General features: G+C 71.8%; 19 protein-coding genes and 1 riboswitch. Of the genes, 11 read left to right on the forward strand and 8 right to left on the reverse strand.

The features are described from left to right. From GE115_RS18545 to GE115_RS08625, 3 genes are all read right to left on the reverse strand, one after another. On the reverse strand, positions 1-289 hold a 289-nt coding region (locus GE115_RS18545; protein ID WP_376765703.1), incomplete at its 3' end, for a hypothetical protein. Between the two features lie 32 nt (positions 290-321). After that, positions 322-1,749 (reverse strand): dicarboxylate/amino acid:cation symporter, encoded by a 1,428-nt coding sequence (locus GE115_RS08620; protein WP_153684406.1) that lies wholly within the window; start codon positions 1,747-1,749, stop codon positions 322-324. A gap of 264 nt (positions 1,750-2,013) precedes the next feature. Continuing rightward, positions 2,014-2,493: a DUF4442 domain-containing protein gene (locus GE115_RS08625; protein WP_153684407.1), complete on the reverse strand. Its 480-nt coding sequence runs from the start codon at positions 2,491-2,493 to the stop codon at positions 2,014-2,016. A gap of 209 nt (positions 2,494-2,702) precedes the next feature. On the opposite strand from GE115_RS08625, the gene GE115_RS18550 reads away from it, so the two are divergent. Next, positions 2,703-4,451, forward strand: coding sequence for a hypothetical protein (locus GE115_RS18550; protein ID WP_216648799.1), 1,749 nt, complete (start codon positions 2,703-2,705; stop codon positions 4,449-4,451). A 137-nt stretch (positions 4,452-4,588) separates the two neighbouring features. Here GE115_RS18550 and GE115_RS08635 read toward each other — a convergent pair whose 3' ends face one another. Beyond that, on the reverse strand, positions 4,589-6,919 hold the full coding sequence (locus GE115_RS08635) for a bifunctional hydroxymethylpyrimidine kinase/phosphomethylpyrimidine kinase (RefSeq protein WP_312855035.1): 2,331 nt from the start codon (positions 6,917-6,919) through the stop codon (positions 4,589-4,591). After that, positions 6,916-7,845 carry a hydroxyethylthiazole kinase gene (gene thiM / locus GE115_RS08640; RefSeq protein ID WP_153684408.1) on the reverse strand — a complete coding sequence of 310 codons (930 nt, stop codon included), beginning with the start codon at positions 7,843-7,845 and terminating at the stop codon, positions 6,916-6,918. The genes GE115_RS08635 and thiM overlap by 4 nt, the downstream gene beginning before the upstream one ends. Then, positions 7,837-7,966: riboswitch (TPP riboswitch) on the reverse strand. It overlaps the preceding gene by 9 nt. A gap of 50 nt (positions 7,967-8,016) precedes the next feature. Here thiM and GE115_RS08645 point away from each other — a divergent pair. The 7 genes from GE115_RS08645 (at position 8,017) to GE115_RS08675 (ending at position 13,756) form a co-directional block, all read left to right on the forward strand. Next, entirely contained in the window at positions 8,017-8,751 is a 735-nt protein-coding gene (locus GE115_RS08645) for a M23 family metallopeptidase (RefSeq protein WP_153684409.1), read from the forward strand. Positions 8,752-8,933: 182 nt separating this feature from the next. Next, on the forward strand, positions 8,934-9,674 hold the full coding sequence (locus tag GE115_RS08650) for a glucose 1-dehydrogenase (protein ID WP_153684410.1): 741 nt from the start codon (positions 8,934-8,936) through the stop codon (positions 9,672-9,674). Between the two features lie 105 nt (positions 9,675-9,779). Then, entirely contained in the window at positions 9,780-10,397 is a 618-nt protein-coding gene (locus tag GE115_RS08655) for a TetR/AcrR family transcriptional regulator (protein ID WP_216648800.1), read from the forward strand. Positions 10,398-10,446: 49 nt separating this feature from the next. Next, the gene (locus GE115_RS18325) at positions 10,447-11,721 is read left to right on the forward strand and encodes a hypothetical protein (RefSeq protein ID WP_172979786.1); all 1,275 of its coding nucleotides are present in this window, start codon (positions 10,447-10,449) and stop codon (positions 11,719-11,721) included. A 181-nt stretch (positions 11,722-11,902) separates the two neighbouring features. Continuing rightward, positions 11,903-12,370 (forward strand): dihydrofolate reductase family protein, encoded by a 468-nt coding sequence (locus GE115_RS08665; RefSeq protein ID WP_312855036.1) that lies wholly within the window; start codon positions 11,903-11,905, stop codon positions 12,368-12,370. A gap of 5 nt (positions 12,371-12,375) precedes the next feature. Then, on the forward strand, positions 12,376-13,173 hold the full coding sequence (locus GE115_RS08670) for an alpha/beta fold hydrolase (protein ID WP_153684412.1): 798 nt from the start codon (positions 12,376-12,378) through the stop codon (positions 13,171-13,173). Between the two features lie 145 nt (positions 13,174-13,318). Further along, positions 13,319-13,756, forward strand: a complete 438-nt coding sequence (locus tag GE115_RS08675; RefSeq protein WP_153684413.1) for an Hsp20/alpha crystallin family protein — start codon at positions 13,319-13,321, stop codon at positions 13,754-13,756. A gap of 91 nt (positions 13,757-13,847) precedes the next feature. On the opposite strand, the gene GE115_RS08680 is transcribed toward GE115_RS08675, so the two are convergent. From GE115_RS08680 to GE115_RS08690, 3 genes are all read right to left on the reverse strand, one after another. After that, positions 13,848-14,072 carry a hypothetical protein gene (locus GE115_RS08680; protein WP_153684414.1) on the reverse strand — a complete coding sequence of 75 codons (225 nt, stop codon included), beginning with the start codon at positions 14,070-14,072 and terminating at the stop codon, positions 13,848-13,850. Between the two features lie 150 nt (positions 14,073-14,222). Then, on the reverse strand, positions 14,223-17,225 hold the full coding sequence (locus GE115_RS08685; RefSeq protein ID WP_153684415.1) for a discoidin domain-containing protein: 3,003 nt from the start codon (positions 17,223-17,225) through the stop codon (positions 14,223-14,225). A 170-nt stretch (positions 17,226-17,395) separates the two neighbouring features. Then, complete coding sequence (locus GE115_RS08690) at positions 17,396-18,421, reverse strand: LacI family DNA-binding transcriptional regulator (protein WP_216648801.1); 1,026 nt, start codon at positions 18,419-18,421, stop codon at positions 17,396-17,398. A gap of 191 nt (positions 18,422-18,612) precedes the next feature. Between GE115_RS08690 and GE115_RS08695 the strand changes: the two genes are divergently transcribed. The 3 genes from GE115_RS08695 to GE115_RS08705 all read left to right on the forward strand — a co-directional run bounded on the left by GE115_RS08695 (position 18,613) and on the right by GE115_RS08705 (position 21,861). Then, complete coding sequence (locus GE115_RS08695; protein WP_153684417.1) at positions 18,613-19,914, forward strand: ABC transporter substrate-binding protein; 1,302 nt, start codon at positions 18,613-18,615, stop codon at positions 19,912-19,914. A 94-nt stretch (positions 19,915-20,008) separates the two neighbouring features. Further along, complete coding sequence (locus GE115_RS08700) at positions 20,009-20,971, forward strand: carbohydrate ABC transporter permease (protein ID WP_172979788.1); 963 nt, start codon at positions 20,009-20,011, stop codon at positions 20,969-20,971. Continuing rightward, on the forward strand, positions 20,968-21,861 hold the full coding sequence (locus tag GE115_RS08705; protein ID WP_153684419.1) for a carbohydrate ABC transporter permease: 894 nt from the start codon (positions 20,968-20,970) through the stop codon (positions 21,859-21,861). Before GE115_RS08700 ends, GE115_RS08705 begins: the two co-directional genes overlap by 4 nt.

Raw genomic sequence — 21,861 nt, forward strand, 5'->3', positions numbered from 1 at the left:
CGGGGGCCGGGGCGGGTGCGGGAACCGGTGCGGGCGCGGGCTCCGGGGCGGGGGCCGGCGCGGGCGCACCGCCGCCCGAGATCGCGGGCGGCGGCTCCTCCTGGGTGCTGTCGTACGGGTACCCGCCGAGGGCGTCGCACGCTCCCGGGTCGAAGTTGATCGAGCAGAGGTCGCACACGTCGCCCGCGGCGTGCGCGGGTCCGCTGCCCGCGAGCAGGAACGTGGGCACCGAGATCGCGAGGGCGATCGCGGCGGCGAGGCCGCGGGCGCGGCGAGTCCGACGGGTCATGGCGTCTTCCTTCGTTCGGTTCGGTCGGCGGATCAGCGGCCCGCGCGGACGGGTTCGAGTGCGGGTGCGGCTTCGGGTCCGGTGACGGGTGCGGCTTCGGGTTCGGCGGCGGCCGGCGCGTCGTCCTCGGCGTACGTCGCGCGGCCCGCGAACACCTCGTCGTCGAGCGCGCCGGCGCGGCGGGCGACGATCGCGGCGCTCGTGGCCGCCGCGGTCACGTTGGCCATCGTGCTGGCGGTGCCGGCGACGGCGCTGATCGGGATGAGCAGGACGAGCACCTCGACCGGCAGGCCGACGGCGGTCAGCACGGCGGTGGCCGTGATGATGGCCGTGCCGGGCACGCCCGCCGTGCCGAGCGACACGAGCAGCCCCAGCACGACGAGCACGGCGTAGTCGAGCGGCGTGTACTCGATGCCGAGCGCGTGCACGCTGAACACCGCGACCAGCGTGGGCCAGATGCCCGCGCACCCCGGCATGCCGATCGTCGTGCCGATCGGGGCGGTGAAGCCGGCGACCTCCGGCGAGACGCCGACCTTGCGGATGAGCGTCGAGATGGTCAGCGGCAGGGTTCCGATGCTCGACTGGGTGGTGAAGGCGGTGTACTGCGGCGGCGTGATGAGGCGGAAGAAGCGGAACGGGTTCAGGTCGGCGAAGACCTTCACGAGCACGCCGTTCACGAGGTACGCGTCGACGAAGCAGGCGACGAGGGCGATCACCAGCACGCCGACGAGGGATGCCGCGGTCTCGAGGCGAGCCACGGCGGTGGAGGTCGTCGACGCGACGAGGGCGAGCACCGCGTAGGGCGTGAGCGCGATGATGAAGCCCACGGCCTTGAAGAAGACGCGGCGGGTGGCGTCGACGAGGTCCTTGAACGCGCGCACCTTCTCGGGCTTGCGATCGGCCACGAGCAGGTACGACACGGCGATCAGCAGCGTGAAGAGGATGATCGCGATGATGTTGTTCGACGAGAGGTCGGCGGCGAGGTTCGACGGGAACAGGTCGATGATCACCTGGTCGAGCGGGCGCAGGAGACCCGTGAGCGACGACGTGCCCTCGACGCCGTCGAGCTCGAGGTCCACACCGGTGCCGATGCCGGTGGCGAGCGCGAGCCCGAGGGTCAGCAGGATCGCGATGAGGTTCGTGAGCAGCAGCCAGAAGACCGAGCTGAGCCCGATCGTGCGCAGCTTCGCGAGGCTGCCGAGGGAGGTGACGCTCGAGAGCACCGACACGATGATCAGCGGTGCGACGATCGCGGTGATGACGTTGACGTAGACCGTGCCGATGACGTCGACGTACGCGAGGTGCCCCTGGAACGCCAGGCCGACGCCGATGCCCACGACGAGCGCGGAGACGGTGAGCAGCGTGAACCCGGCTCCTGCGCGACGGAGCAGGAAGATGCCGAGGAAGAGCGCGGCGGTCGCGCCGAGGGCGCCGAGGGAGAGCCAGTCGAGGTCAGCCACGGGGGCCCCGGCCGTGCGCGCTGGGAGTGAGGAAGCGGTGCATGAGGCCCGACCATACTGAGCGCTCGCGGGCGGGCCGTCGTCTGTGTCGGCCGATGAATCCCGGTTACGGCGGGTGTCCGGAATGGGCGCCGGAAGCGGGTTCGACGGGCGATCACGTGACGCCGGATGACTCGGCGAGACGGCCTGCGTGTGACGTCGCGTGTCGTGCTGCTGCTGCTGCTGCTGCTGCGGGGGCGGCGGGACCGAGCGCCTCGGCCGGGCCTACCGGCTCGCGGCCGCGGACTCCGTCACGCGTCGCTTCTCACGCACGTAGACCTCGCGGCGCACGCGGGCGACGACGTCACCCTCGAGGTCGGTGATCTCGGTCTCGAACCACTCGAGCACCTTCGCGCCTCCCCGGGCGCGCTCGCGCAGTTCCTGCGCCTTCGCCGGCGACACCTCGAAGCGCGCGGTGAGCACCCCGCGCCCCGGCTTGAGGAACTCGATCTCGCCGCGGGTGTCCCAGACCACGTAGTCGCGGCCGAGCTGGTGCATCACCAGCATGAAGAAATACGGGTCGGTCATGGCCGACATCGATCCGCCGAACGCCGTCTTCACGTAGTTGCGCGTGATGGGGTTCACGTGCAGCTCGACGACGGCACTCGTCCAGTCGGGTGCGAAGCAGCGGACGCGGATGCCGCTGCAGAGGTTGGGGATCCACAGGCTCATGCCGACGGCCAGTCGGCGAGGAGTGATGCGCATCGGTCGAGTGTCGCGCGCCGTATGTCGAAGAGCGAGTCCGTTGTCGGGATGCCACAACCCGGGTTGCCGCTCGAGGGCCATCGGGTGTCGCGCCGGGCCACGACGATGATGCGCGTCGAGCCGATCGCAGCTTAGAGTCGAACCGGCGTCCCAGCCGAACCCCCGACTCGACCGACCCCCATCGGTCGCACGCAGCACCGGAGCCCCCAATGACGACCCCTGAGAACGACGAGCCCATCCCCGGCTTCAACGCGTCGTTCGCGGAGCTCGAGGACTGGCTGGGCCGGGCCGCGTATCTCGGCGACGCTGCACTCGGCGACGCCGCCCTCGCCGGAGCGCCCGCCGTCGAAGCGACGGCGAGCGATGGCGCCGACCGCGCCGCATCCGACGGTCGCCGGGTCGAGACCCAGCCGCGGCCCGCCTCCGAGGCGAGGGTCGACGAGGCGGATGCCCCGACCGGTCGAGCCCACGCGCGCCGCCGCGCCGCGGCCGAGGCATCCGCGGCTCCGGTGACCCCGGCGGCGCCCGTTTCCCCGGCGCCCGTTTCCTCGGCGCCCGTTTCCCCGGCGGCGCCCGGACACATCCCCCCGCCCCCGGCAGCGCACACCACGCCCCCGGTCGCGGCCGCCCCGGCCTCCGTGCCGACGGCGCCGCCGCCCGTGGCATCCCCGGCCAAGCGCTCGATCGACATCCAGCGCTACTACGTGTGCTCGCACGAACCGAGCGGCGAATACGTCGAGGTCGTCGTCTCGGTGACCGACGGTGCGCGCCGCCGGTACTTCACGACGTTCGACGGGCAGCGGCTGACCGAGGTCGACGAGGACCACTTCGATCGCCACCTCGAGAGCGGCTCGCGATCACTGCTCGAACTCGATGAGCGCGAGATGGCCGAGCTCGAGGCCGAACTCGACTTCGTACGTTCGGTGCGCGGACGCGATCCGATCGCCGAGGCGGAGGCCGCCGGCGAGGCGCGCGAAGCCTCGGAGCGGGTCGCGCTCGCCGACGCGCGCAACACCTGGGCGCCGCCGCCGTCGGCGATCGCGCCCGCGGCCACGCCGCCCGCACCCGCACCCGCGCCTCCGGCGGCACCCGCGGCCGCGACGCCGCCGGTGCCCGTGGCGGCCACGCCGCCCGCACCCGTGCCGGCCGCGCCGCCGAAGCCGGAACCGGAGCCCGAGCCGGCAGCCGAGCGCGTGCCCATGCCGGCAGCCGAGCCCGAGCCGGCAGTCGCACCCGAGCTCGCTCCTGAGCCTGGGCCTGAGCCTGAGCCCGAGCCCGAGCCCGAGCCCGAGCCCGCACCCGAACCAGTACCCGCGCCGCAGGCGCCCGAGACCAACCAGGAGGCCATGATGACGGGAACGACCACGGGGCCGTACGAGCGGCTCCAGACCGGGGCATCCGTGCCCACCATCGCGGCGACGCCGAACCCGACTCCCGCCGCGCCGGCCGCATCCGTGCCGGCGGCGGCGCCCAGCGCCACGTGGGCGCCCCAGGCGCGGGCATCGCAGCCCGCGGCGGAGGCGTCCGCGCAGGTCGCGCTCGCGAAGGGCATCGCCTTCGTCGCGCACCGCGGCCAGCTCGACCGGGTCGGCGCCGAGTACATCGACCACCCGGGCCGGGTCGCCGAGCGATTCGATCCGGCGGGCGAGCACGTGCTCGTGGCATCCGCGTGGCTGCACGACGTGCTCGAGGACTCGACCGTCACCGCGCAGGACCTGCTCGATGCGGGCGTGCAGCCCGAGGTCGTCGAGATCGTGCGGCTGCTGACGCGGACGGCCGAGGTCTCCGACGCCGACTACTACGCGCGGATCGCCCGTCACCCCGAGGCGCTGCGGGTGAAGCTCGCCGACATCGACGACAACACGGCGCCGTGGCGCACGCGCAAGCTCGACCGCGAGGCGCAGGCGCAGCTCGCCGAGAAGTACCGCCACGCGCGAGAGGCGCTCGCCGGGGTCTGACCCCGACGAGCCCGCCCCCGCGAGTTCGCAGGACGAGACGCGTCAGACCGTTGCCACCGGCCGTCCGAGGCGTCTCGTCCTGCGAATTCCCGCCGCCGCAAGCGGACTCACGCGGACTTACGCGGTCTCACGCGGACTTACGCGGTCATCGCGCCCTCGACCGTACGGGCCGCGTTCGGCGCACCGCCCGCGGGAACCTGCGCGCCGAGCGGGGCCCCGAAGAAGGCGAGCTCGTGCTCGGCCGAGCGGCGGAACGCGCGCAGCATCCGCTCGCGCACGTCCGCGGACGCGGCTGCGGCGGCCTCGGTGACGATCTCGATCGCGCGTCGCGTCGCGATGGCGAACGCCGGGTCGGCGTAGGTCGCGAGCCACGACGCGTACGGATGCCCCGGATCCCGCGCGAACTCGCCGAATGCGCCCTCGGCGAGGCGCTCGCCGAGGTCGGTGTACAGCCAGAAGCACGGCAGCACCGCGGCGACGAGCACGGCGTACTCGCCGCGCGCGCCGGCCGCGAGCAGGTGGTCGAGGTACGCGGTCGTGGTGGCATCCGGATGCCTCGGCGACGACCCGCTCGGCGCTGACCCGGCCGGCGACGCGGATGCCTCGGCGAGCCGCAGCTCGTGCAGCTCGAGCTCGCCGACGATGCAGCCGTGCGCGCTGTCGGCCCAGAAGCCCTGAGCCGCCGAATCGGGGGCGAGCCGCGCGGCCTCGGCGAGCACCCGCGCGTAGTCGCGGAGGTACAGGGCGTCCTGCTCGATGTAGCGGCGGAACGGCTCGGCGGCGAGCGAGCCGTCGGCGAGCGCGCGGATGAACGGCAGTCCGTCGATCGCGGCCCGCACGTCGGCGATGGCGGCCCACCACTCGGCCTCGACCTCGGCCGGGGTCGGTGCGGTGACCAGGCCGCCGCGCGACCAGAGCCCGGCGAAATGGTGCACCGGCCCGTGCCCGCCGCCGACGGCGAGATCGCCGCCGTGGCGGATCGACTCGCGCAGCCACCGCCGCGCCTGCGCGACGGCGGGCTCCCAGTCGCCGCGAGACACACGCAGGGTCGCGATCGCCGACGAGAGCGAGCAGCCCGTGCCGTGCGTCGACGTCGTCGCGATGCGGTCGCCGCCGAACTCGACGATCGTCGCGGATGCCGCGTCGACGAGTGCATCGGGAGCCGTGTCGCCGCCGAGGTGCCCGCCCTTCGCGAGCACGCGCACGCCGAAACCCGCCGAGACGGTTTCGGCCTGCGCGACGACACCGGCCCAGTCGGTTGCGGGGGACTCGCCCGCGAGCACCGCGAGTTCGGCGAGGTTCGGAGTCACGAGATCGGCCAGCGGCAGCAGCTCGCGGAGCGCCTGTTCGGCATCGGCGTCGAGCAGCCGGTGCCCGCTCGTCGACACCATGACGGGGTCGAGCACGACGACGGGCGGGCGTGTGCGGCGCAGCCAGTCGCCGACGGCGCGGATCACGTCGGCGTTCGCGAGCATGCCGAGCTTGACGGCGTCGATCGCGAGGTCGTCGGCGAGGGCGTCGAGCTGCGCGGTGAGGAAGGCCGCGGGCGGCACGTGCACGTCGCGGACGCCGCGCGTGTTCTGCGCGGTGAGCGCGGTGATCGCGGCCATGCCGTAGCCGCCGACGGCGGAGATCGATTTCAGGTCGGCCTGGATGCCCGCACCGCCCGACGGGTCGCTCCCCGCGATCGACAGCACTCGCGGGATGCCGCCCTCGCGCGGGTCGTGGCGCCCCGGCGCCGTATCGAGACCGGGTGAGGTGGTCTCGATACGCTCCTTCGTCGCTCCTCGACCGACGGGAGTCGTCGCTCCTCGACCCGCGAAGGCCCGCACGAACTCGGCGGCGGCCGCGCGCGGGTCGGCCGCCGCGCAGATCGCGGAGACGACCGCGACGCCGGCGGCCCCGGTGTCGCGCAGCGCGGCGACATCCGTCACCCGGATGCCGCCGATCGCGACGCACGGGAGCTCCGCGTGCGCCGCGAACCGCGCGAACCCGGCGATGCCGACGGCGGGGGGATGGTCGGCCTTCGTCGTGGTCGGCCGGATCGCCCCGACGCCGAGGTAGTCGACGATGCCGCGCGGCAGCCGCGCGAGCGCCGCGAGGTGCGCCGCCGTGTTGGCCGTGAGGCCGACGACCGCGTCGGCTCCGAGGAGGCCGCGGGCGCGCTCGACGGCGGGGTCGCCCTGTCCGAGGTGCACGCCGTCGACACGGATGCCACGGCGTCGCGCCTCGACGGCCGCCTCGAGCCGGTCGTTGACGAGCAGGGTCGCCCGTCCGTCGATCACGTCCGCGAGCTCCGCGAGTTGTTCGACGATCTCGGCGTCGCTCGCGTGCTTGTCGCGCAGCTGCACGACGCCGACCCCGCCGGCGACGGCCTCGGCGACGACCGCCGCCACGCCCCGGTCGCCGCAGAGCACGGGGTCGGTCACGAGGTAGACGCCGAGGTCGAGCTCGGCGCGGGCGCTCACGCGAGACTCCCGGCCGGCTCGCCGGCGGTGACCGTCACGTGCGCCCGTTCGCGCAGGTCGGCCGCGTCGACGGCCGCGAGCGCGTCGAGGAACCGCACCGCGAACGTGCCGGGGCCGATGCCCGGCCCTGCTGCGAGCTCGGCCGCGACCGTGTACACGAGCGTCGCCGCCACGACGGCGTCGAACGCGTCGGACGTGTCGGGCGCGTCGACGGCGCCGGCCGCTTCCGACCCGCTGCGCGCCGCGCCGAGGAACGCCGCGGTGACCGCGCCGAGCGCGCAGCCGCCGCCCGTGACTCGCGTGAGCAGCGCGTCGCCGTTCGCGATGCGCGCGATGCGCACGCCGTCGGTGATGAGGTCGACCGGCCCCGAGACCGCGACGACCGCGCCCGAGTCGGCCGCGAGCCGGCGCGCCGCATCGGCCGCGGCATCCGTCGTGTCGGCGGCATCGACGCCGCGCCCGCCCGCGCCGGCGCCGGCCAGCGCGAGGATCTCCGACGCGTTGCCCCGGATCGCCGTGGGCCACGCGGCGAGCAGCTCGTGCGCGAGCGCGGTGCGCACCGGCAGCGCGCCGATCGCGACGGGGTCGATCACCCAGGGCGTGCCCGCGCGCGAGGCGGCCTCGACCGCCTCGCGGGCGGCATCCCGCTGCTCGGGGTTCGGGGTGCCGAGGTTCACGAGCAGTGCGCTCGCGATGGCGGCGAACGGCCCGGCCTCGCCGGTGATGTCGACCATCGCGGGCGCCGCGCCGAGCGCGAGCAACGCGTTGGCGGTGACGTTCGTCACGACGCTGTTGGTGATGCAGTGCGTGAGGGGAGTGGTCTCGCGGAGCCGCGCGAGCAGTCGTGCGCTCGCCTCCGCCGCGTCGTGCGCGGCCTCCGTCTGGTGTTCCGTCAGGTGGGCAGGGTCGTTCAGGTGCGCGCGCATTCGCGACATCCCTTCGCTAGTCCGAACTAGATCAGGTTCGACGGGTGTGATCTCAGCCGCGGATGCTCCCGAGCGTCGTTCGACGCTCGCGCGAAGCGGGGCGGCACCCCGTGTCACTGCAGGCGAGCCTAGCGTGGGTGGGTGCGGGCCGGGGCCGGTAGGGTCCCGAAGGTGAGCATCATCGTCGACTTCCCGCTGCGCGGCGAGGGGTGGATGGCCGTCACCACGCCCGCCCACCGCGTGCCGAGCCACGGCACCGACCTGCTGGGCCAGCGGTTCGCGTTCGACTTCGTGAAGGTCGACCGTCGCCGCGGCGTGCACGTGCATCCAGCGAGCGCGTGGCAGACCGAGACCGTCGGTGGACGCGCACGCGACGGCTACGCCTGGGGCGAGCCCATCCATGCGCCGTTCGACGGCGTCGTCGTCGCGGCATCCGACGGCCTCGCCGAACGCGAGTGGGTCAACCCGTTCCGCGAATTCTTCCGTGCGGCGCGCACGGCGATCACGTTCACGCCCGAACGGATCGGCGAGGTGCTCGGCAATCACGTGATCCTCCAGGCGACGGATGCCCCGGGCCTGCGCCGCGGCGCGGCATCCGCTTCGTCGGGCGGGGCACCCGGCGGGGCAACCGGTGACGTCTACGCGGGTTTCGCGCACCTCGTTCCCGGCAGTGTCGCGGTGTCGGTCGGCGATCGCGTCGCGACCGGCGACGTGCTCGGTCGCGTCGGCCACACGGGCAACTCGACGTCGCCGCACCTGCACTTCCAGCTCATGGACTCCCCCGACCTGATGCGGGCGGAGGGCATCCCGTGCGCGTTCCGCGCGTACGAGGTCGAGCGCGACGGTGCGTGGCATCCGGTGGCCGATGGCGTTCCCGGTCGACGCGAGCGGCTGCGATTCGGATGACGCGCTGAGCGCGGCCGAGGAAGTGCCGCCGATCGGCCGTCAACCTAATCGACAGGTGTAGAATTGTGGCGAATCAGACAACGGGGTCGACACCCCTGCACGGCCGCGCGCCGCGCCATCGATGCCGACCCGACTGCCCGGAAGGAACGTTCCGGGCACGAACGACAGAAAGGTCGCACACCATGGCACGCGTCAACGGCAAGGTCGCCCTCATCAGCGGTGGAGCCCGGGGAATGGGCGCATCGCACGCCCGCCGCCTCGTCGAGGAGGGCGCGAAGGTCGTTATCGGCGACCTGCTCGACGCCGAGGGCGAGGCGCTCGCCGCCGAACTCGGCGAGAGCGTCCGCTACGTCCACCTCGACGTCACCGACTTCGCGCAGTGGCAGAACGCCGTGGAGCTTGCCGTGGGCGAGTTCGGTCGCCTCGACATCCTCGTGAACAACGCCGGCATCGCGAACTTCGGGCCCATCGAGGAATACACCATCGAGGCGTGGGACAAGATCATCGCGATCAACCTCACTGGCGTCTTCTACGGCATCAAGGCCGCGATCCCCGCGCTGAAGGAGTCGGGCGCCGGATCCATCGTGAACATCTCCTCGACGGCCGGCCTGCAGGGCTTCGAGGCGCTGCCCGGCTACAACGCCGCGAAGTTCGGCGTGCGCGGCCTCACCAAGAACGCGGCCCTCGACCTCGGTCGGTACAACATCCGGGTCAACTCGGTGCACCCCGGCAACATCCGCACGCCCATGACCGAGGGCCTCGACGTCAACCAGAACCACGTCGCGCTGCACCGCGTCGGCGAGCCGATCGAGCTGTCGAACCTGATCCTGTTCCTCGCGAGCGACGAGTCGAGCTTCTCGACCGGCGCCGAGTTCGTCGCCGACGGCGGCGAGACCGCGGGGCTCGCGCACTACGAGTCCTGATCGCGCGGCGGCGTCGACGACGCCACCGGTCCCGATGAGCGGATGCCTCGGCCGAGGCATCCGCTCATCGGATCGCGGAGTGATGGTCATGAGAAGGTGATGGCCATGCAACCCGTTTCGGGACGACCCGATCAGCACCAGCTCGACCCGCGCCAGCTGCGCACGCGGCGGGCGCTCGCCGAGGCGCTCGTGCGGCTGCTCGAGCGCGTCCCGCTCGACGAGATCTCGGTCGCCGAGCTGTGCCGCGAAGCCGGCGTGCACCGCACCACGTTCTACGGGCACTTCGACGGCGTGGCCGAGTTCGCGCTCGCCGAGTTCAGCCAGGGCATCGACCGCATCGCCGCGGTCGACGTCGATCCGGCCGATGAGTCGTCGGCAGAGGTCGCCGAGCGCTACCTCGCTTCCCTGCGCGCCATCCTCGCCCACATCGCCGAGGAGCGTTCCGGGTACCGCACCCTGTTCGGCCCGGCGACCCGCGGCGTGTTCCGCATGGCCCTCGAAGACCAGCAGCGCCGACGCGCGCGGATCGCCCTCGAGGTGTGGCGGGCGCAGCGCGTGCCCGGCGCGCCGATGACGGATGCCGCGGTCGAGCAGGCCGCGGCGTTCATCGCGGGCGGCCTCGTCGGGGTGATCGAGGTCTGGGCGCTCGGCGACGACGCAGACGCGATGGATGCCTCTGCTCGCGTGCTCGCCCTCATGCCCGGGTGGTGGCCGCGGAGCTGACGCACCGCGCGCATGGTGCGCCGATGCCGATCGGCGGTACTCTCCGGCCATGGGAACCCTCGACGCCGCCGTCGACGCCGCGACCGCGAGCTCCGGAGCGGGCAGCGGCCTCGCGACCGCCGTGCTGCCGCTGCTCGCCCTCGCCGGCTCGCTGGTCGCGGCGGTCGTCGTCGCTTCCCTGCTGGTCGTCTGGCTGCAGAGACCCGCCGACGGCGTGCGGTTCGCGCCCACCGACCCCATGGTCGCGGGCCTGCTGCCCGTCGCCTTCGTGTCGGGTTCGGCGTCGGCCCGCTGGCTTCCGGCCGCGGTCATGCGGCTCGCCGCCGCCGGCGTGCTCGCGATCCGCGATGAGCGGGCGACGGATGTCACCGACGAGCGGGCGGCGCGAGACGTTCGGCTCCTCCTGCTCGTGGATCCGGCGCGAGCTCGGCCGTCGGTCGCGGCGCTCGAAACCGATGAGTCGCAGCGGGTCGAAGACGGCATCGCGCGGGCGGTCGTCGCACCGGGGCGTACCGGCGACAGCTTCCGGTTCGCTCCGAACACCAGCGTGGCGCTCGATCAGGTGGTCGGCCGCAACATCGAACTGCTGGAGGTGACCCGGGCCGCGTTCGCGCGGGCGGCCGCGCAGTACCGTGAACCGCGCCCGGCTGCCCGCTTCCGCGCGATCACGGTGGGCGGCGTCGTCGGCGTCGCGCTGGGACTCCTCTCGCTCGGGCTGCAGGACGAGGCATCCATGTCGATCTCGTGGAGCGCGATCGGCATCGGCGCGGTCGCACTGGCGTTCCGCCCGCTGCTGCCGCGCTGGATCCCGCTGAACGCCGACGGGCTCCTGCTGCGTGCGCGAACGCATGACCTGCGCGAGCTGGTCGTCGGCATGCCCGTGCACGACGAGCAGGCCGCGGCGCTCGTGCTGCCGTGGGCGATGCTCTTCGACGACCAGGCCGTCGTGCGCGGGTTCGCCGCCGCGGCGGAGGCATGCGGTCGCCCGCCCTCGTGGTACCGGACGACCGGTGAATTCTCCGCCGAGCGGCTGGTGTCGTGCCTCGCCCTCGTCGGCAGCGCGCTCGCGCAGCCGATCGGCGTCGGCGGCGGGCTCCTCGCACGCCGCGAGGACTCGCGCTTCGGCGTGCCCCTCATCGACGACCACAAGGGCTGGGGCGGCGGATACCTCGCCGGCGGTAGCGGCGCCGACGGCGGGGGAATGGGCGGTTTCGGTGGCGACGGCGGTGGCGGCGGTGGCGGCTACGACGGAGGCGGCGGGGGCGGCGGCTTCGGCGGCTTCGACGGCGGTGGAGGCGGGGGTGACGGCGGTGGAGGCGGGTGAAGGTGCCCGATTCCGGCGACGATGTCGATCGACGCGCCGCCTGATCGACGTCATCATGAGACGGATGCCCCGTCGTCACGGAATGGGAAGGAAGCACCATGCGCAACCTGATCGTCACGGAGTTCATCACCCTCGACGGCGTCGTCGACTCGCCCGGCGGGGGCGAGCACCCGCGCGCGGGGTGGACGTTCACCGAGGTCCGTTCGTCGAGGAGGCCTACGAGCTCAAGGGTCGCGAGCAGGAGACGGCCGGAGCGCTGCTGCTCGGGCGGGTGAGCTACGACGAGTTCGCACCGGTCTGGCCGTCGATGGACGAGTTCGCCGAGTACAACGCCATGCCGAAGTATGTGGTGTCGTCGACGCTGACGGATCCCGAATGGAACAACACGACCGTGCTGCGCTCACTCGACGAGGTCGCCGAGCTCAAGCGCGGTGAGGGCGGAGACATCCTCGTGCACGCGAGCCCCACGCTCGCACAGGGCCTCGCCGAGGCCGAGCTCGTCGACCGGTACCACCTGCTGCAGTTCCCCGTCGTGCTCGGCGAGGGCAAGCGGCTGTTCAACGGACGCGAGCCGGGCTCGCTGAAGCTCGTCGAGCACGAGGCCTACTCGAACGGCATCGTGAAGCTGATCTACGACGTGGTGCGGTGAGCGACATGGCGGAGTACGTGGACGTCGGCGGCGTCGACACCTGGGTCGATGTCCGGGGGGCGGGGGAGCGCACCGTGGTGCTGCTGCACGGCGGCATGGGCAACAGCGACGACCTGCTCGACTCGATCGGGCGCGACCTCGAGGGGGAGTTCCGCGTCGCGGCATTCGACCGGGTGGGCCACGGGCGCACGGCCGACGCCGAGGGGGCGTGGCACTACGACGACATGGCGACGCACGCCATCGCCGTGCTCGAGCGCCTCGCCGGCGGCGGCGCCACCGGTGGAGCGGCGCCGGTGTTCGACCTCGTCGGCTGGAGCGACGGCGGCATCGTGGCGCTGCTCGTCGCACTGCGCCGGCCCGACCTCGTGGATCGCCTCGTGCTGATCGGCGCGAACTTCCACTTCGACGGCATCCATGACCTGCCGCTGGGCGATGGCGGCGAGGAGAGCCCGCTCTACGCCGGGTTCGCCGAGCGCTCGCCCGACGGGCCCGAGCGCTACCCCGTCGCGATCGCCAAGTGGATCGAGATGATCACGACCGAACCCACGCTCACCGTCGACGACGTCGCGCGGATCGACCACCCGACGCTCGTGCTCGTCGGCGACGACGACCTCGTGAAGCTCGAGCACACGGTCGCCCTCTACGAGGCGCTGCCGCACGGGCGGCTCTGCGTGCTGCCCGGTGCGTCGCACATCCTCGTCTTCGAGCACCTGGAGCTCGTGGCATCCGTCATCGGGGAGTTCCTGCGGGGGCCGCGCGATCCCGAGACGATCCTGCCGGTGCGGCGGCGAGCCGCGGACTGACGCGAGTTCCGGCCCGATTCAGGACTTGGCACTCTCGACCCGAGAGTGCTAATTTAACGGTAGTTGAGTCGAGGTGACTCAACCATTGGAACCCTCGGTTGCGGGTGTCCCGCGATCGAGCGAGACGCACACACAGGAGGAGATCATGCCAGTCACCTGGGACCCGTTCCGCGACCTCGACCGCCTCGCCGCGAGCATGCTCGACTCGAGGCAGGGCCCGCGGATGATGCCGATCGACCTGCATCGCGACGGCGACCACTACGTGCTGAGCGCCGACCTGCCGGGCGTCGACCCCGGATCGATCGACATCGACGTCGACGGCCAGTTGCTGACGATCCGCGCCGAGCGCACCCTGCGCGACAGCGAGGGCGTGCAGTGGCTCGCGCACGAGCGGCCGAGCGGCTCGTTCCTGCGCCAGCTCACGGTCGGCGACGGCATCGACACCGCGAGCATCAGCGCGCACTACGACAACGGCGTGCTGAGCGTCATCATCCCGGTGTCCGAGCGCGCGAAGCCGCGCAAGGTCGAGGTGCGCCAGGCGACCGCCGAGGCGCCGAAGCAGGTCGCCGCGAGCGAGAGCTGAGCCGACGGCGCGACGACGCGGAACAGAGACGAGGCGGAACAGAGCGAGAGGGCGGATGCCGCGGCATCCGCCCTCTCATTGCGTTCCGGTACTACTCCTCGACGCCCGGGTCGCCGCCCGAGAGGCCGCCGTCGGTCGACTCGGTCATGGGCTCGGCGTTGCCCGGCGCGCCCGGGCCTTCTCCCTCGGCGGTGTCGCCGCCGGCGGGCCGGTCGTTCGAGCGGTCGAGGTCGCGAAGCTCCTGGTCGTCGGGCTCGCGCTCGCCGTCGGCGTCGCGGTCGGGCGTCGAGCCGTCGGGTCGGGTCGAATCGGTCATCGGATGCTCCTTCGTACGGTGATGGATCGCGGAGAGGTCGTCGATACTCGAGCCTCTCGCGGTCGCGCGCCGAACGGCAGGGGGTTGACGCCCACGCCAGAGCGGGCCGGCGGCTGACGCCGCCGACCCGCTCCCGGTCTCGCCGTCGGCCTACGAGGCCGGTGCGAACACCTCGATCTCGGCCAGCTGCATCCGGTACTCGTCGTCCTCGACCGTGCGCAGCGACGTGCCGGTCACGCGAACGTACCGCGCGTCGCGAGCGTCGAACGAGAACGACGGCACTGCGAAGGTGGTCGGCTGCGCGTAGTCGGTCTCGGCGACCGCCGGAGTCCACGTCACGCCGTCGACCGACGTCTCGATCGTGAACGCCGCCGGGAACCCGCGGCCGATGTCGCGTCCGTCGTAGTTGCGCGGCAGCAGGTCGACGCGGCCGACGGAGTGCGCCTGCCCGAGGTCGAGGCTGATCCACTCCGTGTGGTTCTCGCCCACCTGCGCCTCGCTCGACCACCCGATCGACGGGTCGGTGCTGAAGCGCGCGCCGTCGGTCGCGAACGCGGCGGAGAAGCGGTCGAACTCCTGGCTGCTGCTCGCCGTCACCGCCGCGCCGAGCGCGAGGTCGACCGGCACCTCGGAGTCGAGCACGAACCCGTCGGCGTCGCCGTCGACGAGGGCGACCCGGCGCTCGCCGGTGCCGTCGAGCACGTAGCTCACGACGCCCTGGTCGTCGGCCTGCACCTCGTGCTCGCGCTTGCCGTCGCGAACGGTATACGACGCGCCGGGTTCCTGCCCCGACCACTGCATGGTCACGCGCTGGTCGCGATCCTTGGTGCGGTAGTCGACGGTCTGGTCGAGCACCGAGTGGTAGGTGACCGTGAGCTCGTCGGACTCGTGGATCGTCTTGGTCACCTCACTGCCGTTCATCGCCTCGGGGAAGTTCGGAGCGATGGTGACGCCATCGGCGGTCGGCCGGATGCCGAGCATCGACGAGAAGACGCCGCCTGCGGCATTCGCGTTGGTCGGGAACCAGGCCTCGCCGAGCCGCGGCTTCAGCGACCAGTCGAGGAAGCTCCAGCCGTGGAATCCGTCCTCGGTGTACCGCGCGAGCGTGTTGTCGAGGTAGGTCAGCGACCGCTCGCGCTCACCGACGACGTTCGCCGCCCGCATGTACATCTCGGTCATGAACGGGTAGATCGGCCCGTCCTCGAGGCCCGACTGGAAGTGGTCACCGGCCCACTCCTCGGTGTCGGGGAGGATCGGGTAGAAGTTCTGCGGGATCATGCCCAGGCGGTTCTTCTGCATCTCGACATCGAGCTCGTTGAGGATCGCGCGCCCGCGCTCGACATCGACCATGCCGAAGGCGACGGCCTGCAGGTTCAGCTGGGTGTGCTTGACCGAGGCCTGCGGGGTGCCGTCGGGGCAGAGCCAGTACGCGAACATGCCCTTCTCGGGGTCCCAGAGCCCGCCGTCGGCGGTGTCCTTGTTGAACTGCTCCTTGAGCCGGGCGGCCGTCGCCGCGTACGAGTCGGCGCGCCCCGTGTCGCCGAAGACGTCGCGCTCGAGCTCGCCCCAGAGCGTGAGCGCGCGATACATCAACTCGTTCACGTAGCCGCTACGGCCGTGAACGTAGAAGGCGTCGTTCCATTCGCGCAGCGACTTCTTCGAGTGGCAGGTCTCGATGTCGTTCTTGAACAGGCCCGACGGGTCGTCGTAGCGCTGCTGGAGCATGTAGTCCATCGCCCGGCGCACCGAGTCCCGCATCGAGGCGAGCCACTCGTCGTCACCGGTGTACTCGTAGAGCTCGGCGACGGCCGCCGCGTACGCCGGGTCGGCGTCGGCGAGGTTGTTGTCGCCCCAGGGGTTCGTCCGGCGATAGGTGCGGCCGTACATGTGGCCGTCCTCGCCCTGCGCGTACTCGCGGAAGTACTCGAGCAGGTTCAGCTGCGACTGCGTCATCGCCGGGTCGAAGTACCCGAACACGGTCGGGTTCGAGAGGGCGAGGTCGTACGGGCCCGTGCCGAGGTATCGCAGGCCCACGGTCGACATGCCGTAGCCCGTGTCGACGACGCCCGAACGGCCGAAGTCGTTCAGCAGCGAGGTCAGCGCGGCCGGGTCGGCGACGCCGTTGACCTCGCCGAGGTCGTAGTACGCGTCGTAGTCGGCCGGTGCGAACGAGAAGTCGACGACGTCGCGCTGGCCGTCGGCGCCGGTGACCGGCTCGTAGATGAGCGTGTCGACGCCGTTGCCGGTGTGGCCGCTGTAGACGAAGCCGCTCTCCTTGGTGCCGAGGAGGTACCCCCACTCGTCCTCGCCGCTGACCTGGGTCTCCTGGCCGAGGCGACCCTCGCCGTAGGTGAACTCCGTCGCGATGCGGCGGTCGCTCCGGGTGTCGACCGCGAGCGCCTGCTCGCCCGCGTTCGCGAGGAAGACGAACTGCCCCTGCTCGACGCCGTAGCGGTCGTTCGGCTCGCTCAGGAAGAACCCGTCGTGACCGGTGTAGGCGTTGCCGATCGGCAGGTTGCCGCCGTCCGCGGGACGGCGGATGTTGTCCCAGACGCGCGCCCAGCCGATCTCGAGCTGGCCGTTGTGCCGGATGACCGGGTCGACGCCGTCGGCCCAGTCGTAGCTGCGGTCGACACGGAGCCCGATCGCGGCCTTGTCGAGGTCGAACGACCAGGTCTCGTCGATGCGCACCTCGGCGGACGCCATCGAGAAGTTGAGGTCGACGGCCTTGCCGTGCACCTTCACCACCGGGTCGGCGCCGAGCTGCCGGCTGTCGAGCTCCGTGCCGGTTGCGTCGACCACGAGCGTGCTGGCCATGCCGTCGGCGAGCAGCTCGGTGCCGGCCAGCGTGAACGACGCGACGGCGGCCTGGCCGCCGTAGGCGATCACCATCCGCAGGTCGCCGTCGACGAGCGTGACGGTCTTCGCCGCCTCGTCGTGCGAGATCTCGCGCTTCGAGGCAGCGGCCTTCGTCGCGCTCGCGGAGGCATCCGCCGTGACGGATGCCTCGCCGGCGGCGTGCGCGATCGGCTGGGCGGCGGCGGGCGCGAGGCCCGATGCGAGGGTCGCACCGGCCGCGAGGGTCGCGAGCGTCGCGGTGACCAGCCGGCGTCGGCGGCGCCCGGGTCGTGGTGGTCGGGACAGGGTCGTCATGGGCCATGCTCCTTCGGTGGCCGGCCCGACGACGTGCCTCATGCGCGTCATCGGGCGGGGCGATCAGGTACCCGGTGACTATGGCAACCCTTTGCCGTTCCTGTCAAACTTTTCCATAAGTTTTCCGTGAGCGGGCGACCCGTCTCCGCTTCGGCGCTCGGCTGCCCGGTTCACTCGACCGCGGTCGACTCCCGGGGGATGAGCTGGCAGTCGATGCGCCGGATGCCGGGCTCGAGCCGGCCGGTGTCGATCGCGGCGAGGAGCGCCTCGGCGGCGGTCGAGCCGACCTCGTGCAGGCTCATGTCGATGGTCGACAGCGGCGGTCGGCTCGCCTCGACCATGACGTCCCAGTTGTCGAATCCGATCACGCCGACGCGCCCCGGCACGTCGACGTCGGCCTCGCGGAGGGCCTCCGTCACGCCGCGGGCCACCTGGTCGCTCGCGCACACCACGCCGTCGAAGTCGACGCCCGACAGCAGCACCTGCTTGATCGCCTGGCGGCCCCAGCGCTCCGTCCACTCGCCGAACAGCGGCTCGTGCACGAGGTCGAGGCCTCGCTCGGCGAGCACCTCGCGCGTGGCCGTCAGCCGCACGCGGGAGGCGTCGTCGCGCTGGGGCCCGGCGATGTAGACCAGCTTCTCGCGGCCCGTCGACAGCAGGTGCCGCGTGGCCATGCGGGCGCCCTCGGCGTCGTCGGGCACGACCGAGGTGTCGCGTTCGTTGCGCGACCACGCCATCGCGTAGACCACGGGCACCGGGAGGTCGGCGCGCAGGCCGTCGCGCGCGAACTCGCCCGCGCCGGTGACCAGGATGCCGTCGACCCGGCGCCGCAGGAACGAGTCGACGAAGTACTGCTCGCGGATCGGGTCGCCCCGGCCGTCGCACAGCACGAGCGCGATCTCGTGCTCGGCGAGCGTCTCGATCGCCCCGAGCAGCACGGGCACCGTCAGCCGGCCGAAGCGGTCGCTCGTGATGACGCCGATCGTGTTCGTCTTGCCGGTGAACAGGCTCGCCGCGACCTGGTTGGTCTGGAAGCCGAGCTCCTCGGCCGCCGCGAGGATGCGCTGCCTGGTCTCGTAGCGCACGGCGCCCTTGCCAGAGAGGGCTTTGGACACCGTTGAGATCGAGACGCCCGCGCGAGCGGCGACGTCTCCGGCGGTCACACGGCGGCGATGGTTGGTGTCGTGGCTGGTCACACGAGCACTGTACCGGGCTTTACAGAAACTTTTCCATCTCGATATGCGGTGACTGCGCCGGATCGGCGGGGGTTTGCGGAACCGCGTCGGAAACGTTATGGTCTGAAACCGCAACCCTTTGCGGAAAACGATCAGTTACTTTCCCGGCTTCCGCATTGCGGGCTCGTTCATCACAGACAACGGAGTTCCCCATGAAACGACCGAACCGGTCGACGGCGGTCGCGCTGACGGCCGCCGCCGCCATCTCCTCGCTCCTGCTCTCCGGCTGCGCCGGCGGCGGGTCGGGCACCGCCGCCGCATCGGGCGACCTCGAGGCCGCCGACTCGGGCGCCGAACTGACGCTGTGGGTGCGCCCGGGCAACGAGGCCGTCACCGACGCCGTCGTCGAGGCCTACAACGACACCCACGAGAACCAGGTCGCGATCACGCACGTGCCCGCCGACCAGTACGTGACGAAGTTCGCGGCCGCCGCGCAGTCGGGTTCGCTGCCCGACATCCTCGCGGCCGACCTCGTCTTCATGCCGCAGATCGTCGAGACGGGTGCGGCCATGGACCTCACCGAGCTGCTCGAGGAGTCCGGAGCGGCGGGCAACCTCTCGCCCGCGCACATCCAGGCCTCGACCAAGGACGGCCACGTCTACGGCGTGCCCTACGTCGCCGACACCTCGCTCTACGTCTACAACAAGGACCTCTTCCGTCAGGCCGGGCTCGATCCCGAGAACCCGCCGACGACCTGGGCCGGCATCCAGGAGGCCGCTGCGAAGGTCACCGCGCTCGGCGACGGCAACCACGGCTTCTACCTCAGCGGCGGCGCGCCGGGCAGTCTCGCCTACGACTTCACGCCCACCATCTGGGCGCAGGGCACCGAGGTCGTGAACGAGGACGGCTCGTTCGATTGGGACAATCAGGCCACGCAGGACGCGCTCGCCTTCATGCAGGCGATGTACGAGAACGGCGACATCCCCGACACGTCGAAGACCGACACCGGTGATGGGTTCTTCTCGGTGTTCGCCTCGGGCAAGATCGGCATCGCCTTCGCCGGCGGCAACGGCGTCAACACGGCGACGCTCGGCACCGACCCGGTCTTCGAGTTCGGCCTCGCGCCGATCCCCGGACCGGAGGACGGCCAGTTCGCGACCTTCTCGGGCGGCGATGTCGCGGCGATCACGAACACGACCAAGCACCCCGCTGAAGCGTGGGACTTCATCCAGTGGCTCACCTCTGCCGAGGCATCCGAGGACGTGTACGCGAACCTGCCCGCGCTGCCGCCGCGGACGGATGTCACGCTGCCCGCGTCGCTCGGCGAGCAGTTCGCCGTCCCGGCCGAACTCGTCAAGGAGGGGCAGACCTATGTCTCGCCGTTCTACAACGAGGTCGTCGCCAGCGCCCAGGGGCCCTTCCTCGAGATGTTCCAGTCCGTCGTCTTCAACGGCGCCGACCCCGCCGAGGCGACGAAGCAGGCGCAGGAAGCCTCCGACGCCATCACCGAGTAGTAGTCACCGCGGTTCCGGCGCCGGCCACGACGCGCGCCGCAGCGCCCGCCACTCCGGCGGGCGCCGGAACCCCGGCCCTCCGAACGGAAGCCACATGTCGCACTCCGCACTCCTCGACCCGCCGACGCGGGCCGCGGCGGCGCCCGACGCCCCCCGGGGCCCACGGACGCGCTCGCCGCGTCGCCGCCGCGGCGAGCAGCTCCAGGGCTGGGCGCTCACCGCGCCCGCCGCGGTGCTCATCGCCCTCTTCTTCGTCCTGCCGTTCGGCCTGACGGTGTGGATGTCGTTCTTCGACTGGCCGACGTTCGGCACGCCGACCCCGATCGGCTTCGAGAACTACGCCGACCTCGCCTCCGACCCGAAGTTCGGCGAGGCGGTGCTCTTCACGGTGGGTTACACGTTGGTCACCTCGGTGATCGGCATCCTGCTCTCGCTCGGTCTCGCCCTGCTGGTGCGGCCCCGGTTCCCGGGCCGCACGGCGGTGCGCGCGCTGCTGTTCGCCCCGGTCACGATCGGGTTCGCCCCGGCGGGCCTGCTGTGGCTCGCGATGAGCAACGCCCGCACCGGCGTGCTCCCCGACCTCTTCGCGAAGCTCGGGCTCGCCCCGGCGGGCGTCGACTGGTTCGCCGAGCCGACGACGACCCTCGCGCTGGTCGTGGTCATGACCGTCTGGAAGACCGCGGGCCTCGCGATGCTCGTGCTGCTCACCGGCATGGACTCGATCCCCGGAGAGATCTACGAGGCTGCGAAGCTCGACGGCGCGAACGCCTGGACGACCCTCACCCGCATCACGCTGCCGCTCATCGTGAAGCCGCTCTCGCTGGTGATCCTGCTCACCGTCACGACGACGTTCCTCTCGTTCGACCAGTTCTTCACGATGACCAAGGGCGGGCCCGACGGGTCGACCGTCACGGTCGTCTACTACCTCTACAACGCGGCGTTCGTCTCGCTCGACCGCGGCTACGCGGCGGCGGTCGCCGTCGTCGTCGTCCTGATCATGGCGATCATCTCGATCGCCCAGGTGCGACTGCAACGCGGAAGGAAGGCCGAGGCATGACCACCCAGGCACTGCACGCGAGGCAGGCGCGGGGCATCCGTCGCTCGCGCATCCAGGCACAGGATCACTCGCGCAACCCGATCCGCATCATCGTCGCGATCGTGCTGGCGGCGCTGTTCGCCTTCCCGATCGTGTGGACCACGATCGGCGCGTTCAAGTCGCCGACCGAGGCCAACGCGTCGCCGCCCGTGTGGTGGCCGTCGACCCTGACGCTCGAGAACTTCGCGAAGCTCGACGGCACCGGCTCGTCGCTCCTCGTCTACGTGCTGAACTCCGTCGCCGTCACGACGATGACCGTGCTGATCACGACGGTCGCCGCTGTGCTCGCCGGGTACGCGCTCGCGCGTTACCGGTTCCGCGGCCAGAACGCGTTCTTCGGCGTCACGATCGGCATGCTCCTCGTGCCGTACCCGGCGCTGCTGGTCTCGCTCTTCACCGTCATGGTGTGGTTCGGCCTCACGAACTCGCTGTTCGGCCTCGCGCTGATCTACTCGACGTTCCAGATGCCGTTCGCGATCTACATGATGCGCAACTCCTTCGAGAGCGTGCCCGATGAACTCATCGAGGCGGCCGAGCTCGACGGCTGCACGAAGTTCTCGGCACTCCCGCGGGTCATCCTGCCGCTCGTCGCGCCCGGGGTCGTGACGGTCGCGCTGTTCGCGTTCCTCGCCGCGTGGAACGAGTTCCTCGCCGCCCTCGTGCTGCTGAACGACAACCCGTCGTTCACCCTGCCGATCGCACTCGTCAACGCGCAGAACGGCCCGCTCAACACCATCGACTGGGGCGCGCTGCAGGCCGGCATCACCGTGACGATGCTGCCCTGCGTGATCCTCTTCATCCTCCTCCAGCGCTATTACGTGTCGGGCCTCGTCGCCGGCACCGGGAAGTGA

The sequence above is a fragment of the Agromyces agglutinans genome (assembly GCF_009647605.1).
Taxonomy (GTDB): Bacteria; Actinomycetota; Actinomycetes; order Actinomycetales; family Microbacteriaceae; genus Agromyces; species Agromyces agglutinans.

Bases quoted from the DNA above. Each gene is read 5' to 3' on its own strand.
- GE115_RS08625 (WP_153684407.1), bottom strand. From the start codon at position 2,493: ATGCGCATCACTCCTCGCCGACTGGCCGTCGGCATGAGCCTGTGGATC.
- GE115_RS08650 (WP_153684410.1), top strand. From the start codon at position 8,934: ATGGCACGCGTCAACGGCAAGGTCGCCCTCATCAGCGGTGGAGCCCGG.
- GE115_RS18550 (WP_216648799.1), top strand. From the start codon at position 2,703: ATGACGACCCCTGAGAACGACGAGCCCATCCCCGGCTTCAACGCGTCG.
- thiM (WP_153684408.1), bottom strand. From the start codon at position 7,845: ATGCGCGCGCACCTGAACGACCCTGCCCACCTGACGGAACACCAGACG.
- GE115_RS08700 (WP_172979788.1), top strand. From the start codon at position 20,009: ATGTCGCACTCCGCACTCCTCGACCCGCCGACGCGGGCCGCGGCGGCG.
- GE115_RS08680 (WP_153684414.1), bottom strand. From the start codon at position 14,072: ATGACCGATTCGACCCGACCCGACGGCTCGACGCCCGACCGCGACGCC.
- GE115_RS08675 (WP_153684413.1), top strand. From the start codon at position 13,319: ATGCCAGTCACCTGGGACCCGTTCCGCGACCTCGACCGCCTCGCCGCG.
- GE115_RS08685 (WP_153684415.1), bottom strand. From the start codon at position 17,225: ATGACGACCCTGTCCCGACCACCACGACCCGGGCGCCGCCGACGCCGG.
- GE115_RS08670 (WP_153684412.1), top strand. From the start codon at position 12,376: ATGGCGGAGTACGTGGACGTCGGCGGCGTCGACACCTGGGTCGATGTC.
- GE115_RS18325 (WP_172979786.1), top strand. From the start codon at position 10,447: ATGGGAACCCTCGACGCCGCCGTCGACGCCGCGACCGCGAGCTCCGGA.
- GE115_RS08655 (WP_216648800.1), top strand. From the start codon at position 9,780: ATGCAACCCGTTTCGGGACGACCCGATCAGCACCAGCTCGACCCGCGC.
- GE115_RS08705 (WP_153684419.1), top strand. From the start codon at position 20,968: ATGACCACCCAGGCACTGCACGCGAGGCAGGCGCGGGGCATCCGTCGC.
- GE115_RS08695 (WP_153684417.1), top strand. From the start codon at position 18,613: ATGAAACGACCGAACCGGTCGACGGCGGTCGCGCTGACGGCCGCCGCC.